This is a genomic window from Streptomyces sp. NPDC037083 (assembly GCF_055606485.1).
This window is the reverse complement of record NZ_JBVJSQ010000014.1, coordinates 176492-191715: the sequence shown is the minus strand read 5'-3', so window position 1 is coordinate 191715 and position 15224 is coordinate 176492. Positions and strand designations below refer to the sequence as shown.

Annotated in this window: 15 protein-coding genes and 1 riboswitch; of the genes, 11 read left to right on the top strand and 4 right to left on the bottom strand. The window is 70.5% G+C overall.

Annotated elements, in window-relative coordinates:
- Positions 1-498 precede the first annotated feature (498 nt).
- Both ACZ7DE_RS32240 and ACZ7DE_RS32235 read right to left on the bottom strand, forming a co-directional pair.
- A complete protein-coding gene (locus tag ACZ7DE_RS32240; protein WP_470767595.1) occupies positions 499-1338 on the bottom strand; it encodes a hypothetical protein in 840 nt (279 codons plus the stop codon).
- A 299-nt stretch (positions 1339-1637) separates the two neighbouring features.
- Complete coding sequence (locus ACZ7DE_RS32235; protein ID WP_470767413.1) at positions 1638-2108, bottom strand: Lrp/AsnC family transcriptional regulator; 471 nt, start codon at positions 2106-2108, stop codon at positions 1638-1640.
- A gap of 95 nt (positions 2109-2203) precedes the next feature.
- Here ACZ7DE_RS32235 and ACZ7DE_RS32230 point away from each other — a divergent pair, with 95 nt between their 5' ends.
- From ACZ7DE_RS32230 to ACZ7DE_RS32180, 11 genes are all read left to right on the top strand, one after another.
- Positions 2204-3079, top strand: a complete 876-nt coding sequence (locus tag ACZ7DE_RS32230; RefSeq protein ID WP_470767411.1) for a TIGR03619 family F420-dependent LLM class oxidoreductase — start codon at positions 2204-2206, stop codon at positions 3077-3079.
- The gene (locus ACZ7DE_RS32225) at positions 3076-3504 is read left to right on the top strand and encodes a nucleoside deaminase (protein WP_470767410.1); all 429 of its coding nucleotides are present in this window, start codon (positions 3076-3078) and stop codon (positions 3502-3504) included. The genes ACZ7DE_RS32230 and ACZ7DE_RS32225 overlap by 4 nt, the downstream gene beginning before the upstream one ends.
- Before the next feature lie 292 nt (positions 3505-3796).
- Complete coding sequence (locus ACZ7DE_RS32220; protein WP_470767408.1) at positions 3797-4210, top strand: hypothetical protein; 414 nt, start codon at positions 3797-3799, stop codon at positions 4208-4210.
- Between the two features lies 1 nt (position 4211).
- A complete protein-coding gene (locus ACZ7DE_RS32215) occupies positions 4212-5135 on the top strand; it encodes an LLM class F420-dependent oxidoreductase (RefSeq protein ID WP_470767404.1) in 924 nt (307 codons plus the stop codon).
- Between the two features lie 61 nt (positions 5136-5196).
- Complete coding sequence (locus tag ACZ7DE_RS32210) at positions 5197-6021, top strand: DUF1684 domain-containing protein (protein WP_470767402.1); 825 nt, start codon at positions 5197-5199, stop codon at positions 6019-6021.
- Positions 6022-6109: 88 nt separating this feature from the next.
- Positions 6110-6222: riboswitch (SAM riboswitch) on the top strand.
- Between the two features lie 34 nt (positions 6223-6256).
- Positions 6257-6373 carry a putative leader peptide gene (locus ACZ7DE_RS32205; RefSeq protein WP_351224973.1) on the top strand — a complete coding sequence of 39 codons (117 nt, stop codon included), beginning with the start codon at positions 6257-6259 and terminating at the stop codon, positions 6371-6373.
- 203 nt (positions 6374-6576) lie between these two features.
- Positions 6577-8190, top strand: a complete 1614-nt coding sequence (locus ACZ7DE_RS32200; RefSeq protein ID WP_470767400.1) for an ABC transporter substrate-binding protein — start codon at positions 6577-6579, stop codon at positions 8188-8190.
- A 3-nt stretch (positions 8191-8193) separates the two neighbouring features.
- Entirely contained in the window at positions 8194-9153 is a 960-nt protein-coding gene (locus ACZ7DE_RS32195; protein ID WP_470767398.1) for an ABC transporter permease, read from the top strand.
- Complete coding sequence (locus tag ACZ7DE_RS32190) at positions 9150-10067, top strand: ABC transporter permease (protein ID WP_470767396.1); 918 nt, start codon at positions 9150-9152, stop codon at positions 10065-10067. Before ACZ7DE_RS32195 ends, ACZ7DE_RS32190 begins: the two co-directional genes overlap by 4 nt.
- Positions 10064-11755, top strand: a complete 1692-nt coding sequence (locus tag ACZ7DE_RS32185; RefSeq protein ID WP_470767394.1) for a dipeptide ABC transporter ATP-binding protein — start codon at positions 10064-10066, stop codon at positions 11753-11755. Before ACZ7DE_RS32190 ends, ACZ7DE_RS32185 begins: the two co-directional genes overlap by 4 nt.
- The gene (locus tag ACZ7DE_RS32180; RefSeq protein ID WP_470767392.1) at positions 11752-12810 is read left to right on the top strand and encodes an LLM class flavin-dependent oxidoreductase; all 1059 of its coding nucleotides are present in this window, start codon (positions 11752-11754) and stop codon (positions 12808-12810) included. The genes ACZ7DE_RS32185 and ACZ7DE_RS32180 overlap by 4 nt, the downstream gene beginning before the upstream one ends.
- 336 nt (positions 12811-13146) lie before the next feature.
- On the opposite strand, the gene ACZ7DE_RS32175 is transcribed toward ACZ7DE_RS32180, so the two are convergent.
- Both ACZ7DE_RS32175 and ACZ7DE_RS32170 read right to left on the bottom strand, forming a co-directional pair.
- A complete protein-coding gene (locus ACZ7DE_RS32175; protein ID WP_470767390.1) occupies positions 13147-14961 on the bottom strand; it encodes an FAD-dependent oxidoreductase in 1815 nt (604 codons plus the stop codon).
- Positions 14961-15224: a UBP-type zinc finger domain-containing protein gene (locus ACZ7DE_RS32170; protein WP_067378125.1), complete on the bottom strand. Its 264-nt coding sequence runs from the start codon at positions 15222-15224 to the stop codon at positions 14961-14963. Before ACZ7DE_RS32170 ends, ACZ7DE_RS32175 begins: the two co-directional genes overlap by 1 nt.

Below are 15224 nucleotides of genomic sequence, written 5' to 3'. Positions count from 1 at the left end.
GCACCCGCGCCAGGAATGGTCAGGTCGTCTTCTTGGGGGGGGGGGACCAGGCCGGTCGCCGGCGCGCATACCGACGGGCGGGGCGGAGTGGCGGCCCGGCACAGCAGGGACAGCAGCGGGGTCACAGCGAGCAGACCCGCGCAGACACAACAGGCCCCAGCGGGTAACAGGCCCGGGCGTGACCGCCTCCCGGCGGACCACAAGCGGCGTGCAGCTACACCGCGGGGACAGCACTGAGACAGTCGGCCACCGCGCTGCGCTGGGCCATCTGCAGGATCCCGTCACCCTTAGATGAGCGAGATCGCGAGCCGTCGAACGGCGATCAGTAACAGACCTGGTCGAACTGGTCGGCGCGGCGGCTCACCCAGAACGGGTCGAGCAGCACAGTGTGCGCGGGGCCAGTGGTTTCCATGACCGGATCAAAGCACAACGGGATAGGTGCGTCCACCACGCGTCCCGGCAAATGAGGTGCCCCTTCGCCGTGTTCGACCCTGACACTCACTGGGGTGGCGACTTAATTTTCGAGTTCGCTGCAACCGGGGGACCCCCGTCCGGCGCGCCGAGGAGTTCATCACCGTGGCCAGCGCGTTGTGGGACGGCTGGCAGGGCTTCGGCGTAGTCGCATGACGCCCGGTTTGTGATCATCTGAGGCCGAGGAGTGCGAGGGGTCGGCGAGGGGCGCGGGCGTTGCGGCGGATGCCGACCGCGATGTTCTTCACTCCGGCCGTGCAGAGGGCTCCGATGGCGAGGTTGCGCCAGGTGGCCATCGCGCGGGGCGCGTTGCCGGTCCGCAACTGGGAGGCGTCCTCGGCGGACGTGGTGCACGGCCTCGATCTTCCAGCGGTCGAGGACGAGTTCGGCGAGCTGGGCCGCGGTGGCCTGCTCGGCGGTCAGGCTGGTGACGGCGAAGACCGTCTTGACGGTGGTCTTGCCGGTCTCGCGGTCGGTGCGCCGGCGCTTGATCTGGACCGCCTGGCGGGCTCCGGGAAAGAGGAGGCTGTTCACGGTGGCGGCCTTGCTCCGGCGGATCTCCGACCGGCCATGGCCGATGCCCCGGATGCGTCCCCCCTGAAGGGGGATGTCCTTCCAGAGAAGGGAGTTGAGCTGCCGGCGGAGCTTGTTCTGGTCGCGCTTGACGGTACCGCGCAGCCCGGTCACCTTCGGTCGGCGGTCGGCGGTCGGCGGTCGGCGGTCGGCGGTCGGCGGTCGGCGGTCGGCGGTCGGCGGTCGGCGGTCGGCGAGCCAGTGTCCGACCGCCCGATCCAGCGCGTCGCCGTCGATGCGGGCCAGCGGACTCCTGACCGTCGTTTCCGAGGCAGGAGCCGCTTTGGGAGCCATGGGTCGAGGCGTATGCCGAGGCGTTCCAGGATGTGCCGTGGGGCGTCGGCGATCCACTCGCTGACTGCCGGCACAGAGGTCGCCTCCGCCCAGAACCGTGCACGCGGTCAGCGCGAGCACGGCAACCAGAGCGTGCCGTACGCCGCGTGGGTCCCGCCGGGTCGGGCACCTCAGCCAGTCGCTCCAGCAGGCGCGGGACCTCGTCGGACACGACCTCGGCCATGGTCTTCCCGGGCGCTTGGGGCTGTCGCCGCTGCTGGCCGCCAGGCCGGGCCCCGGCGGTGGAATGGCATCCGCGCCTACCTGACGGTGTTCCCCCGAGGCACCCCCGGGCCGCGCAACGGGAGAGTCTGGCTGAGGACGAGGTTGGTGGTGGTGCTCCCGAACTCGGCCAGCTCGTCGACTATCTCCTCCAGGTGGGCCATCGACGTGGCCGCCACCTTCATGATGTAGCAGTCGTCTCCGGTGGTGCGCAGGCACTCCAGGATCTCCGGGCGCTCCTCCAGCAGCCGGCGCAGCGGCTCGTGCCGGGTTCCCGGCCCCGGGTACTTGAGCCGGACCACCGCCATCACTGGGTAACCGGTCCGCTCCGGGTTCACCTCCGCGCGGTACCCCGTGATCACCTCGGCCTCCTCGAGTCGGCGCACTCGCTCCTTGGTCGCCGACGCGCTCAGGTTCACCCGCCGTGCCAGTTCGGTGAACGGGATCCGGCCGTCCCGTTGGACTTCTGTCAGGATCGCCCAGTCCGTCGCGTCGAGACTCTCGGTCATACGCCCATTTTACCGGCGGATCCACGGCTGAACCGCCTCTGAACAGGCGGGAATCCCTTCTGACGACCCATACGTCCTGCCTAGGGTTGGGCTCCGTGAAGATCGGAGTGAACGTCCCCAATTTCGGCCCGGGCACCGACCCCGGAGTGCTGCGCAGCTGGGCCCAGACCGTAGAGGGCCTGGGCTTCGACCTACTGATGATCTCGGACCACATAGCCATCACGCCCGATGTCGCCGAGCGCTATCCGGCACCCTTCTACGAGCCCTTCACCACCTTGTCCTGGCTGGCCGGCCTCACCACCCGTATCCAGCTCGGCACGACGGTCCTCATCGCTCCCTACCGGCACCCGCTGCTCACCGCCCGAATGGCGGCCAATCTGGATGAGCTGAGCGGCGGCCGGCTGGTCCTCGGCGTGGGAGTGGGCTGGGCACGGCAGGAGTTCGCCGCCCTCGACATCCCGTTCTCGCAGCGCGGACAGCTGACCGACGACCACCTGCGGGACATCCGGGCCGCCTGGAAGGACACCGCGTCCTACGGAGAGCGCCGGATCCCGGTGTGGGTCGGCGGAAACAGCGACGCGGGGCTGCGCCGGGCCGTACGACTCGGAGACGCATGGCATCCGCTGCGCCCCACCGTGCCGTGGCTGCGCGAAGCCGCGGGCAGGCTGGAGACGTACGCGGACGAGCAGCACTTGCCCGTGCCCGCCCTGGCGCCCCGCATCGCCCTGCGACTCACCAAGGAACCGGTCGACGGAGCGGGACGGCTCGCCGGTGAGGGAGCCATCGACCAGATCTTGGACGATCTCGACCAACTGCGGCTGCTGGGCGCCACGTCCGTCGTCCTCGACACCTACCCGGGCGACCCCCGCGCGACGTGTCACCCGCAGGCGGCTTGGCAGACCCTCGCCACCGTGGCCGCACACTTCTACGAGCCCGGCACCCCATCCCGCACCACGATGGAGCAGTCATGATCACACCCGACGACCACACACTCCTCCGGCAGGCCATCTCGCTCGCGGCCAAGGCACGCGCGAGCGGCAACCCGCCATTTGGATCTCTGTTGGCAGGACCGGACGGAACGGTCCTGGCCGAGGAGTACAACACCACCCTCACCGACAACGACGTCACTGCACACCCGGAACTCAAATTGGCGAGGTGGGGCGCAAGAGAGCTCGACGCGCAGACGGCGGCAGGCACCACGATGTACACCAGCTGCCAGCCGTGCGGGATGTGCGAGGCCGTCATCCAATGGGCAGGGCTGCGGCGAGTGGTGTTCGCCCTGTCCAACGAACAGCTCCTGGACATCAGGCCGGGCAGCAGCCGACTGCCCGTGCCTCAGGACGGCCCCGCGCTGCTCGACGAGGTACGGGCCGCGGTCGAGCCCTACTACCGCTGACCGCCGGGCCCGGGAGCGGAGCCCGCCACCACCTGCGGATCCTGCCCGGCACCGAGATCATCCTCGTCGCCACCGAGGAGGAGGGCCAGGAGAAGAGGCGCTGGATTCGGCTCCAACAGACCATCCCGGCGACGGCGTTGGGGATCACCGGGTCGCTGTGCGGCGTCAACCTCTCGGACCGCGACGCCGACGGGCCACTGCCGAAGGAGGATCCGGTCGTCACCGAGAACGACGGCTCCTTCGGCGCCCGGCGCATCGCCGACCCGCGCGGTCGTGGCGAGTGGCGGGGAAGGTGGAGGCGCACGGCTGGTCGCTGCGCGAGACCGTCATCGCGCTCGGCCGCCAGCGCGGGCACGTCGGCACTCCGTCCGGTCTTGCCGACAAGTTCGCCCACTTCGTGCGGCACGGCGCGCTCGGCGGTTTCAACGTCACGCCCTACCCCATCCCCGACGACCTCGACGACCTCGTCGACCTGCTCGTCCCGGAACTGCAGGAACGCGGGATCTACCGGACCGCGTACACCGGCACCACCCTGCGCGAAGACCTCGGCCTGCGCGAACCCTCACGCACCGATCCGCGCGGGACCGACGGCAGGAGGGCTGAGCACCGGGATGGCCCTTCCACTCAGGACCGAATACACATGACTGACAAGAAGCTGTCACACACGGACCGGAATGCGGGTTCGACCTACGCCCGTTCTGACTGACATGACTGTTGGAGTAGCGCTCAACGCGTCCGAGGCGCCGAACCAGGTCGACGCCACCGTACAACTGGCCCAAGAGGCAGCGGAGTTCGCTCTCACGTCGGCCTGGTTCGGGCAGACCTTCGGCGCGGACTCACCCCAGCTCGCGGCGATCGTCGGGCGGGAAGTGCCCGGACTGCAGGTCGGCACCTCCGCGATCCCCGTCTTCGGCCGCCACCCGCTGCTGGTCTCCAGCCAGGCCCAGACCGCCCAGGCCGCGACCCACGGCCGCTACCACCTCGGTCTGGCCCTGGGCACGAAACTGCTGACGGAGACCGGCTTCGGCCTGCCCTTCGAACGCCCCATCGCCCGGCTGCGAGAGTTCCTCACCGCCCTGCGGCAGTTGACCGAGACCGGCACGGCCGACTTCCGCGGTGAGCTGCTCACCGCGGCCACCCCGGTCCCGGCGCGGGTACCGGGTGCCGAGAGCGGTGTCCCCCTGCTGGTCGCCGCGATGGGGCCGCAGGCGCTGCGCGTCAGCGGTGAGCTGGCGGACGGGATCCTGCCCTACCTGGCGGGACCGCGCGCCCTGGCGGAACACATCGTGCCCGCCCTGACCGCCGCAGCCGAGGCCGCCGGCCGCCCCGCGCCCAGGATCGTGGCCCTGGTGCCCGGCGTGGTCACCGACGACGTGGACGCAGTGCGGGCCAAGGCCACCGAGAACCTCGCGTTCTACGAACAGATCCCGTCCTACGCGCGGGTCATCGAACTCTCCGGCGGCCGGCGGGCCGCCGACCTGGCCGTGATCGGCGACGAGAAGGCCGTCGAGGCCGAGGTACGCCGTTACCGCGACGCCGGCGCCACCGAGGTCGTGTTCTCGGGCACCGAGATCGCGGGTGATGCCGACCGCCGACGCACCTGGCGACTCCTCGGCGAACTGGCCCGCTGAGCACACCGGTCGAACCGACGGCCCGACCGGCCCCCTGCACCCCCTTGACGAAGGAGAGCCCATGACCACCGAGGCCACCGCGACCGACTTCCACGCCTTCACCGAGAACTGGCTGGCGTGGTATCGCGCCCAGGAGGCCCGGCTCGCCGACCCGCACGGGTTCCTGGCGATCACCGGCCTGCACTGGCTCGACGACCGGCCCCAGCGCTTTGCGGACGCGCCCGGTGCGTGGCGCACCGGCCCCGACGGGGTCGTCGTAGACCTCGACGACGGCGAGGAACTGATCGTCGACGGAACGTCGGTGCACGGTGAACACCGCTTCGGCGTGCTTCCCGAACGCGGCAGTGTCGATGCCGTCTGGGGAGACGCCGTCATCGAGGTCGCCAGGCGCGGCGGGCACGACATCGTGCGCCCCCGGCACCCGGACGCGCCGCTGCGCACGGCCTTCACCGGAACGCCCGCCTACGCCCCCGACCCGCGCTGGGCCTTGACGGGCCGATACGTCCCCTTCGACAAGCCCCGGCCGACCACCGTGGGCGCCGCGGTGGAAGGTCTTGAGCATGTCTACGACGCTCCGGGCAGGGTGGAGTTCGAGCTGTACGGGCAGCAGCTGTCGCTGACCACGTTCCCCGGCCATGGCGCGGGCCGACTGATGGTGCTGTTCACCGACGCGACCTCCGGGGTCACCACCTACGCCGCCAACCGGGCCCTGACCCTGGAGCCGCCCGCCGCCGACGGTACGGTCGTCCTGGACTTCAACCGCGCCGCGAACCTGCCGTGCGCCTACACGGACCTGGCCACCTGCCCCCTGCCCCCGGCCGAGAACCGGCTGCCGGTGGCGATCGAGGCCGGCCAGAAGATCCCCCGCGAGCGCGGCGGTTCCTGAGCTGGTCCCGGTACCTGTCCGACTGCCCTTGCAGGACGTCGCTTTGCGGCATTGACGGACGACAAGAGCCCTCCGTACGATCACGAACGGCATTGAGTGTCAGCGTCAAGCCCTGGCTCGCTGACCGGCAACCCTCCTACGCGGTGGGGTGCTCCAGGTGAAAGCCCGGCAGGATCACCGACGATCCCGCAAGCGCGTGGCCCCGTGACCGGGGCCGGAAATGTGGAGGACCGGCATGCGGCACGGTGGTGACCTCAGCGCCCGCTTCGTCGGCGCCACCGTGTTCTCCCGGCTCTCGCGTCGGCGCCACATCGACCTCAAGCGCTCGACCAGCTGCCTCTGTCAGGCCTGACGGACCCTTCCGCCGCCGGTCGCAGTCCGGCACGCGCCGGTCGTCACGGCACCCGCCTGCGGCTGACCTCCGCTCCCCCCTGATCCCTGTCTGCACAGCGGTTCCCCGCCACCGGTCTTGCACCGGCCGGGGCCGCACACCCATGCACGGTCGTGCCTCGTACGGCGCCTCCACGCCTGGTGACACGAGTAGGAGAACCCTCCGTGAACGCACTTCCGGCCTTCAGAGCCCCCCGTGCGCCCCTCGCCGCCCTGCTGACCACCAGTGTTCTGCTGACCGCCTGCGGTTCGGGCGACGACTCCAGTAGCGGAAGCAGCCGGCCGAAGTCCGGTGGCACCCTGACCTTCGCGGTGGGTTCCGACGCCGGCTGCGGGGATCCACAGCAAGTCGGCAGCAACGAGAGCATCTACTCGGTGCGCCAGACCGTGGACTCCCTGACGGACCAGGACCCCAGGACCGGCAAGATCGTGCCGTGGCTCGCCAAGAGCTGGGACATCAACGCCGACGCCACGGAGTTCACCTTCCATCTGCGCTCGGGCGTCACCTTCAGCGACGGCTCCCAACTGACCGCGCAGGTGGTCAAGGACAACTTCGACGCGGTGCCGAAGCTCGGCGCCCTCGGGGTCCTCGCCCAGGGCTATCTCAGCGGCGTCAAGAACACCACCGCGGTGGACCCGCTCACCGTCAAGGTGACCTTCAAGGAGCCCAATGCCCAGTTCCTCCAGGCGACTTCGACCCACTCGCTGGGCATCGAGTCGTCGGCGAGCGTGAAGAAGACCCCGCAGCAGAAGTGCAGCGAGGGTGTGATCGGGTCGGGGCCGTTCGTGCTCAAACAGTACGTCCAGAACCAGTCGATCGCTCTGGCCAAGCGCACCGGCTACGACTGGGGCTCCTCGCTGTGGTCCAAGAAGGGCGAGGCCTACCTGGACAAGCTGGTCTTCAAGGTCGTCCCCGAGGCGGGGGTGCGGGCCGGCAGCCTCCAGTCCGGGCAGGTGGACGCGATCAGCAGCGTCGGCAAGGCCAACGAGGCGGCGCTCGGGGGCGGTCAGGTCACCCTGCTGCGCCGGGCCAACCCCGGTGTGGTCTTCGGGCTCGGCGTCAACAACTCGCGGCCGCTGCTGAAGGATGTGAAGGTGCGTCAGGCGATCCTGGCGGCCATCGACCGCAAGCAGATCGCCGACACCGTGTTCCCGACCGGCACCCAGCCGGCGACCAGCGTCCTGGCGCACACCACGCCCGACTACACCGACCTCTCCTCGGACCTCGCCTTCGACGCGGCCAAGGCGAAGTTCTCCCTGGAAGCGGCCGGTTGGAAAGCCGGCAGTGACGGCATACGCGCCAAGGACGGCAAGAAGCTGAGCCTGACCATCGGCTGGTTCCCCAACGCCGCCACCAACCAGCCTGCACTGGAGCTGGTCCAGCAGCAGTTGAAGGCCGTCGGGATCGACGTGGCGCTCAAGCAGGGTCAGGTCAGCCAGTTCGCCACCACGCTCCAGGGCGGTGACTTCGACCTGGTGTGGAGCAACGTGACCCGCTCCGACCCGGACATCCTGCGTACCTCCTTCTCCACCCAACTGGCCAACTTCTACCGCCTGCCCGCCACTTCCCTGGACACGGCGCTGTCCGGCCAGGCCGCGACCACGGACACCGCCAAGCGCGAGCAGCTGGTGGACGAGGCGCAGAAGCTGATCGTGCAGAACGCGTACAACGTGCCGGTGGTGGAACTCCAGACCCAGCTGGCCGTGTCGAAGAAGGTGCACAGCCTCGACTTCGACTCGGGCAGCCGCATCCAGTTGCACGACACCTGGATCGGCTAGCGCATGCGCCGCTATGTGATCAAGCGACTGGCGCAGGCGGTCGGGGTGCTGTGGGCGGCGTACACGGTTTCGTTCCTGGTGCTGAACTGGCTGCCCGGTGACCCGGTCACCGCGATGGCCAGTGCCGGGATGGACTCGGGGGACGTCGACCCGACCCGGCTGGCCGCGCTGCGGCACGAGTACGGCTTCGACAAGCCGGTGCTGGTGCAGTACGCCGACCATCTGGGACGGGCGGTGCGCGGGGACTTCGGCGACTCGGTCGCCACTGGCCGTCCGGTCACCTCGACGCTGGCCGACGCGCTGCCGCAGACCCTCCAACTGACCGGTGCCGCTCTGCTGTTGGCGGTGCTGCTCGGCGGTGGGCTTGCGGTGCTGGCGACCTGCACCGCTCGGCGCTGGCTGCGGCAACTGCTGCTGTCGTTGCCGCCGCTGGGGGTGTCCGTCCCGACGTTCTGCGTGGGGCTGCTGCTCGTCGATACGTTCTCCTTCCGGCTGCACTGGTTCCCCGCGTTCGGCAACGACGGACTCGAGGGGCTGGTGCTGCCGGCCCTGACGCTTGCGGTGCCGACCGGCGCGCAGGTCGCCCAGGTGCTCGCCAAGAGCCTGCTCACCGCACTGGACCAGGCATATGTGGAGACCGCGCGGGCCAAGGGCGCCGACCGATGGCGGGTCCATCTGCGGCACGCCCTTCGCAACGCCTGCCTGCCGGCTCTGACGGTCGTCGGCCTGCTGGTGGGGCAGCTGATCGCCGGTTCGGTGGTCGTCGAGACGGTGTTCTCGCGCGACGGCCTCGGCCGCGTCACCGCGGCGGCGGTCACGGCCCAGGACATCCCGCTGGTCCAAGGTGTGGTGGTGTTCGGGGCGCTGATCTTCGTGACGACGAACCTGGTCATCGACCTGGTCTATCCGCTCCTCGACCCGCGGATCGCGGTGGCCTCGGGCAGAAGGGCGGCACTCGCATGAGCCAGAGCCTTGTCGACGACCCGGCCGAGGCGGCGCTGGGACTGGCCCGCCCGGTCGAGGCGGGGCCGGAGCCCGGACGCCGCGTGGACGTACGGCGGCTGCTGCGCTTCGTGGTGCGCCGCCCGGGTCTGGTGCTGTCGGTGGTCGTCCTCGCGCTGGTGGTACTGGCCTCGTTCTGGCCCGACCTGTTCACCTCCCAGGACCCACTGAAGGGCGTGCCGTCGCAGAACTTCCGCAGCCCGAGCGGCAGTCACTGGTTCGGCACCGACGAGCTGGGCCGTGATGTTTTCTCGCGGGTCGTCCATGGCGCCCAGCTGTCCCTGAAGGCCACGCTGATCGCGGTACTGGTGGCGTTCGCCGTCGGCGGGTTGCTCGGGGTGGTCGCCGGATTCGTGGGCCGCTGGGTGGACGACGTGCTGATGCGCTTCGTCGACGTGCTGCTGTCCATCCCCGCGCTGTTCCTGTCCCTGTCTCTGGTCACCGCGCTGGGCTACGGCACGGTGAAGGTGGCGGTCGCGGTCGGCATCGCAAGCGTCGCCGCGTTCGCTCGAGTGGCGCGCGCGGAAGTGCTGCGAGTGCGCCAGGCGGTGTTCGTGGAGGCGTCGCGCGCGAGCGGGGCCCGGTGGTACTCGGTGCTCGGCCGGCACGTACTGCCCAACGCGGCGGGCCCGGTGATCGTCCTGGCCACCCTCGACTTCGGCGCCTCCATCCTGGCCGTCTCCGCCCTGAGCTTCCTCGGCTACGGCGCTCCCCCGCCCGCCCCGGAGTGGGGCACGTTGATCTCTGACGGCCGCAACTACCTCGCCAACGCCTGGTGGCTGACCGCACTGCCCGGGCTGGCGATCGCCTCGACCGTGCTGGCCACCAACCGCATCGCCCGGGCGCTGGACGGCGAATGGTCCCGGCAGCGATGACAGACGAACGTGAGAACGGTGAGGACGTGACCACACCACTGCTGGAGATACGCGGCCTGTCGGTGTCGTACCGCACCCGGGGCGGCACGGTCGAGGCCGTCCGGGGCGTGGACCTCGACGTATGGCCGGGACAGGTGACGGCGGTGGTCGGCGAGTCCGGCTCCGGCAAGAGCACGACGGCGCACGCCGTCACCCGGCTCCTGCCGGCGAACGGCCGTATCGACGCGGGCACGGTCCGCTTCGGCCGGCACGACCTCGCCACCCTGTCGGAGGCGGAACTGCGCACGGTACGCGGAGCACGGATCGGACTGGTCCCCCAGGACCCGACCGTCTCCCTCAACCCGGTCAAGCGGATCGGCGACCAGGTCGCCGAGGTGCTGCGCATCCATGGTCTGGCGACCCGCCGATCGGCCCCCGCCGAGGCTGTCGCCGTCCTGGACCGGGCCGGGCTGCCCGACGCGGCCGTCCGGGCCCGGCAGTATCCGCACGAACTGTCCGGCGGCATGCGGCAACGCGCCCTCATCGCCATCGCCATCGCCGCCCAGCCCGAACTGATCATCGCCGACGAGCCCACCAGCGCGCTCGACGTCACCGTCCAACGGGTCATCCTCGACCATCTCCAGCGCCTCACCGAGGAGTCGGGCACCGCGGTCCTGCTCGTGACCCACGACCTCGGGGTCGCCGCCGACCGGGCACAGCGGCTGGTGGTGATGTCCCAGGGCAAGGTCGTCGAGGCGGGCCCCACCCGCCGCATCCTGGCCGACCCGCAGGACGACTACACCCGGCATCTGCTGGCCAGTGCCCCGAACTTGACCGCCGCCCGGCCCCGCACCCCGGTCTCCAGCCCCGAAGCACAGACGGCGCCTCTGATCGAAGTCCGCAACCTGGTCAAGGAGTTCAGGCTGCCCCGCACCGGGGACGCGCCCCGCACCCTGCGCGCCGTCGATGACGTCAGCCTTGCCCTCCCCCGGGGCCAGACCCTCGCCCTGGTCGGCGAGTCGGGCTCGGGCAAGTCCACCACCGCCCGCCTGGTGCTCCGCCTCGCCGACGCGACCGCCGGACAGATCCTGTTCGACGGCACCGACGTCACCACCGCCAAGGGCGCCCAGGCCAGGCAGCTGCGCCGCCGCGCCCAGCTCGTCTACCAGAACCCGTACGCCTCGCTCGACCCGCGCTTCTCCATCGGCGAGGTGATCACCGAGCCGCTGCGCGCCTTCAAGGTCGGCGACCGCGCCTCCCGGCTCGCCCGGGCCCGCGAACTCCTCGACCGGGTGGCGCTTCCCGCCGCCACGCTGGAGCGCCGGCCGGCGGAGCTGTCCGGCGGACAGCGGCAGCGCGTGGCGATCGCCCGCGCCCTCGCCCTCTCCCCCGACCTGGTGGTCTGCGACGAGCCGGTCTCCGCCCTCGACGTGTCCGTGCAGGCCCAGGTCCTGGACCTGCTCGCCGAGTTGCAGGCCGACACAGGGGTGGCCTACCTCTTCATCTCCCACGACCTCGCCGTCGTACGCCAAATCGCACACCAGGTCGCCGTCATGCGTGCCGGCCGCATCGTCGAGACAGGCCCGCCGGAGGAACTGTTCACCCGCCCTGGCCACGAGTACACCCGCGAACTGCTCGCGGCGATCCCCGGCGGCCGTGTCCCCTCGCCCACCCCCGAGACCACCACGAGCCGAGGACCAGCGTCATGAGCACTCCCGCCATCACCTCGTTGGCCTTTCTCACCCCGGGCAACTTCGCCGACGACGACCCCTATACCGGCCTGGAGGAAACCCTCCAGCTGTTCGAATACGGCGAACGGCTCGGCTACGACGGGGCCTGGATCCGCCAGCGCCACCTCGAGCACGGCGTCGGCTCCGCCGCGGTGTTCCTCGCCGCGGCCGGCCAACGCACCGAGCGGGTCGAGCTGGGGACGGCAGTCATCCCCATCGGGTACGAGAGCCCGTTCCGCCTGGCCGAGGACCTCGCTTTGGCCGACGTACTGTCCCGCGGCCGCCTCCAGGTCGGCTTCAGCACCGGCATGCCGCACGCCGAACTGCTCGGCGACCTGGTGTACGACGGGGACTGGCGCGGCTTCGACCTGTCGTACGGCAGGATCGCCCGCCTCGTCGACAACCTGCGCGGCGACTACCTCGGCAGCCCGGACACGGTGATCCACTCGCCCGGCAACATCCAGCGGCCGCGGCTGCAGCCGCACAACCCCGCTCTGGTGCAGCGGATCTGGTACGGCGGAGGCAGCCTGCGCTCAGTGCGGTGGGCCGCCGAGAACGGTCTCAACCTGCTGTCCGGCAACATCGTCTCCGGCGAGGACACCGACGACTTCACCACCGCCCAGCTGAACCTGCTCTCCCAGTACCGAGGCAGCCTGGGCGACGACCGGCCGGCGGCGCGGGTAGCGCTCGGACGGGTGATCGTGCCGTTCGACAGCGCCGACGCAGCCACCCGGGCCCGTTACCTGGACTACGCGGCCAGTCGACACGAGCGCACCCTGAAGCCGCAGACCCTGGCAGCGCTGGGCCACAAGCGGTTCCTGTTCGCCCGGGACGTGGTCGGCACCGCGGAACAGATACTGGAACAGCTGGCGGCCGATCCCGTCCTCGCGCAGGTGTCGGAGCTGCGCCTGGAGCTGCCGTACGAGTTCCATCGCGAGGAGTACGAACAGATCCTGCACGACGTACGGCATCTGATCGCCCCCGAGCTGGGCTGGCGCCGCGCTTCCCCGGCGTTTCAGGAGACGGGCCGGTGAGTCCTGTTCCGACCGGCCGCCTGGATGCACGCCTGACCTGCATCTTCGCCGTGATCGCCGCTACACCGCGTCAGGAACCTGTTCCCGACTACGGCACGCTTGGCGGCGACGCCCAGCCGACAAGGACCGGAACCCCCATGCGGGTGTCGCGCCCACCGTCGACTCCAGCAGGCCGCTCATCTGGTTGAGCAGTTCGTCGAACTCGACCAGGGGATCGAGAGGGGTGGGTGCCCAGACGGGCCTTTCCTGCAAACCGCCACCACGGTGGCGCCGAACGGGCATGGCCACCGCCGTCGCCTCCTTCTTCCTTCTCGTGATCTCATCGTCCGCCATACGTCATGCGAGCCACGCGGACTCCTTGTGACGTAGGCGTGCGGAGACGTCCGAGCCGTCCGCGGCACCGGACGTGCCCGTGGTGCAGGCTGCGGCCGAGTGCCCCAGGTGCCGGTGCACGAAGTGGATGGCCATCGCTCCCTCACCGGCCGCCGAGGCCACCCGCTTCACCGAGCCGCTACGGACGTCCCCTACCGCGAAGACCCCGGGCAGGCTGGTCTCCAGGGTCATGCACGGGCGCCCGCGGCCGTGCCACACCTCGGGGTGGGCGCAGGCCTCCTGGGCCTGCGGGCCGGTGAGGACGAAGCCTCGGGAGTCGAGGGCGATCATGCCGGCGAGCCATGGGGTGTGGGGGTCGGCGCCGGTGAAGACGAACAGGCCCCCTACCGCGAGCCGGCGGTGCCCGCCCGTGCGGTTGTCGACCACGTCGAGCTCCTCCAGCACCTCCTGGCCGATGACCTCGCTGACCTCGGTGTGCAGCATGACCTCCACCCGCGGATGGCGCTCGACCTGGTCGACCAGGTAGCGGGACATGTTGGCCTCAAGGCTGGGTCCTCGGACCAGCAGGTGCACCTTCGGCGCGTACCCGGCAAGGAACAACACCGCCTGGCCCGCCGAGTTGCCGCCACCGACGACGGCCACCGGGTCGGTGCGGCACTGCTGGGCCTCGTAGACGGTCGCCGAGTAGTGGACGCTCGTTCCCTCCAGGCGTTCGATGCCGGGCACCTGGAGCCGGCGGTAGCGGGCGCCCGTGGCCAGGACGACGGCGCGGGCGGCGATCTCACTGCCGTCGGCGAACGCCACCACGTAGTGGTCCGCGTCCTTGGGATGGAGACCGGTCGCCTCCACCGGAATGCTGATCCTGGCTCCGAACTTGTCGGCCTGGAGCACGGCGCGTTCGCTGAGTTCGGCGCCGGAGATGCCGGCGGGGAAGCCGAGCAGATTCTCGATGCGGGACGACGTGCCGGCCTGGCCGCCGGTGGCCATCGCCTCCACCACGGTGGTGCTCAGGCCCTCGGAGGCGGCGTACACCGCGGCAGCGAGGCCGGCGGGGCCGGAGCCGACGATGAGGACGTCGCCGTGACGGTCTCCGGCGGGCAGTGACGGCAGGCCGAGGAGCCGGGCCAGTTCCGCGTTGCTGGGGTTGCGCAACAGGGTGGTGTCCCGCCAGATGACGAGCGGTGTCTCCTCCGGGCCGACGCCGAAGCGGCGCAGCAGGTCCTCGGCCTCCTCGTCGGTCTCCAGGTCGATCCAGCGGTGCGGCAGCCGGTTGCGGATGGCGAACTCACGCAGCCGCCTGGTGTCGGGCGAGTAGCGCGAGCCGATGATGCGGAAGCCGGCGCCCTGTCCGACGAGCAGCGCGCGACGGCCCAGACACGCGCGCAACACGACGTCCCCGATGGTGGAGTCCTGGGACACCAGGTGGCGCAACTGGTCCAAGGAGACGACGAGGACCTCGCCCGGCTCCCTGGCGACTGCGGTGTAGAAGGCCACCTGTCCGTGCAGCAGCCCGAGTTCGCCGATGAAGCGACCCGGGCCGTGCACGCGCAGCACGTGCTCCTCGGGAGTGCCGTAGTCCTCGACGACGGCGACGGTTCCGCTGAGGACGACGAAGAACGTCTCGCAGCGCTCCCCCTCCTGGATCAGCACCTCGTTCGAAGCCATGCTCCGGCGTTGCCCGTGCTCCGCCAGACGTGCCGTCTGGTCCTCCGTGAGGCGCGGATACGCGCCGTAGACGTCCGGTGTCTCCCAGAAGACAACCTCGTCCGCTTCCTCCGGCACCGGCCCTTCGCCCGGCAGCGAGTGGTCGCCGGACATCAGACGAACGCCTCGTGAACGTAGCACCAGCGCCATTCCTCGCCGGGCTGGAACGACTGCACGATCGGATGGGCGTCGGCGGCTGCGTGCCTACGCGCGTGCTTGTTCGGCGAGGAGTCACAGCAGCCGACGTGCCCGCAGGTCAGACAGAGCCTCAGGTGGACCCACGGGGAGCCGAGCAGCAAGCACTCCTGACACCCTTCCGGGGTCAGCGGCTGGACCGGCCGGACAAGCGCGAGGTGGGGGTCTGCGTGCAGGGTCAT

What these genes read in the sequence shown, in the direction of transcription:
- ACZ7DE_RS32240 (WP_470767595.1), bottom strand. Translation starts at nt 1,338, where the DNA reads ATGGCTCCCAAAGCGGCTCCTGCCTCGGAAACGACGGTCAGGAGTCCG.
- ACZ7DE_RS32235 (WP_470767413.1), bottom strand. Translation starts at nt 2,108, where the DNA reads ATGACCGAGAGTCTCGACGCGACGGACTGGGCGATCCTGACAGAAGTC.
- ACZ7DE_RS32225 (WP_470767410.1), top strand. Translation starts at nt 3,076, where the DNA reads ATGATCACACCCGACGACCACACACTCCTCCGGCAGGCCATCTCGCTC.
- ACZ7DE_RS32215 (WP_470767404.1), top strand. Translation starts at nt 4,212, where the DNA reads ATGACTGTTGGAGTAGCGCTCAACGCGTCCGAGGCGCCGAACCAGGTC.
- ACZ7DE_RS32210 (WP_470767402.1), top strand. Translation starts at nt 5,197, where the DNA reads ATGACCACCGAGGCCACCGCGACCGACTTCCACGCCTTCACCGAGAAC.
- ACZ7DE_RS32205 (WP_351224973.1), top strand. Translation starts at nt 6,257, where the DNA reads ATGCGGCACGGTGGTGACCTCAGCGCCCGCTTCGTCGGCGCCACCGTG.
- ACZ7DE_RS32195 (WP_470767398.1), top strand. Translation starts at nt 8,194, where the DNA reads ATGCGCCGCTATGTGATCAAGCGACTGGCGCAGGCGGTCGGGGTGCTG.
- ACZ7DE_RS32190 (WP_470767396.1), top strand. Translation starts at nt 9,150, where the DNA reads ATGAGCCAGAGCCTTGTCGACGACCCGGCCGAGGCGGCGCTGGGACTG.
- ACZ7DE_RS32185 (WP_470767394.1), top strand. Translation starts at nt 10,064, where the DNA reads ATGACAGACGAACGTGAGAACGGTGAGGACGTGACCACACCACTGCTG.
- ACZ7DE_RS32180 (WP_470767392.1), top strand. Translation starts at nt 11,752, where the DNA reads ATGAGCACTCCCGCCATCACCTCGTTGGCCTTTCTCACCCCGGGCAAC.
- ACZ7DE_RS32175 (WP_470767390.1), bottom strand. Translation starts at nt 14,961, where the DNA reads ATGTCCGGCGACCACTCGCTGCCGGGCGAAGGGCCGGTGCCGGAGGAA.
- ACZ7DE_RS32170 (WP_067378125.1), bottom strand. Translation starts at nt 15,224, where the DNA reads ATGACCCTGCACGCAGACCCCCACCTCGCGCTTGTCCGGCCGGTCCAG.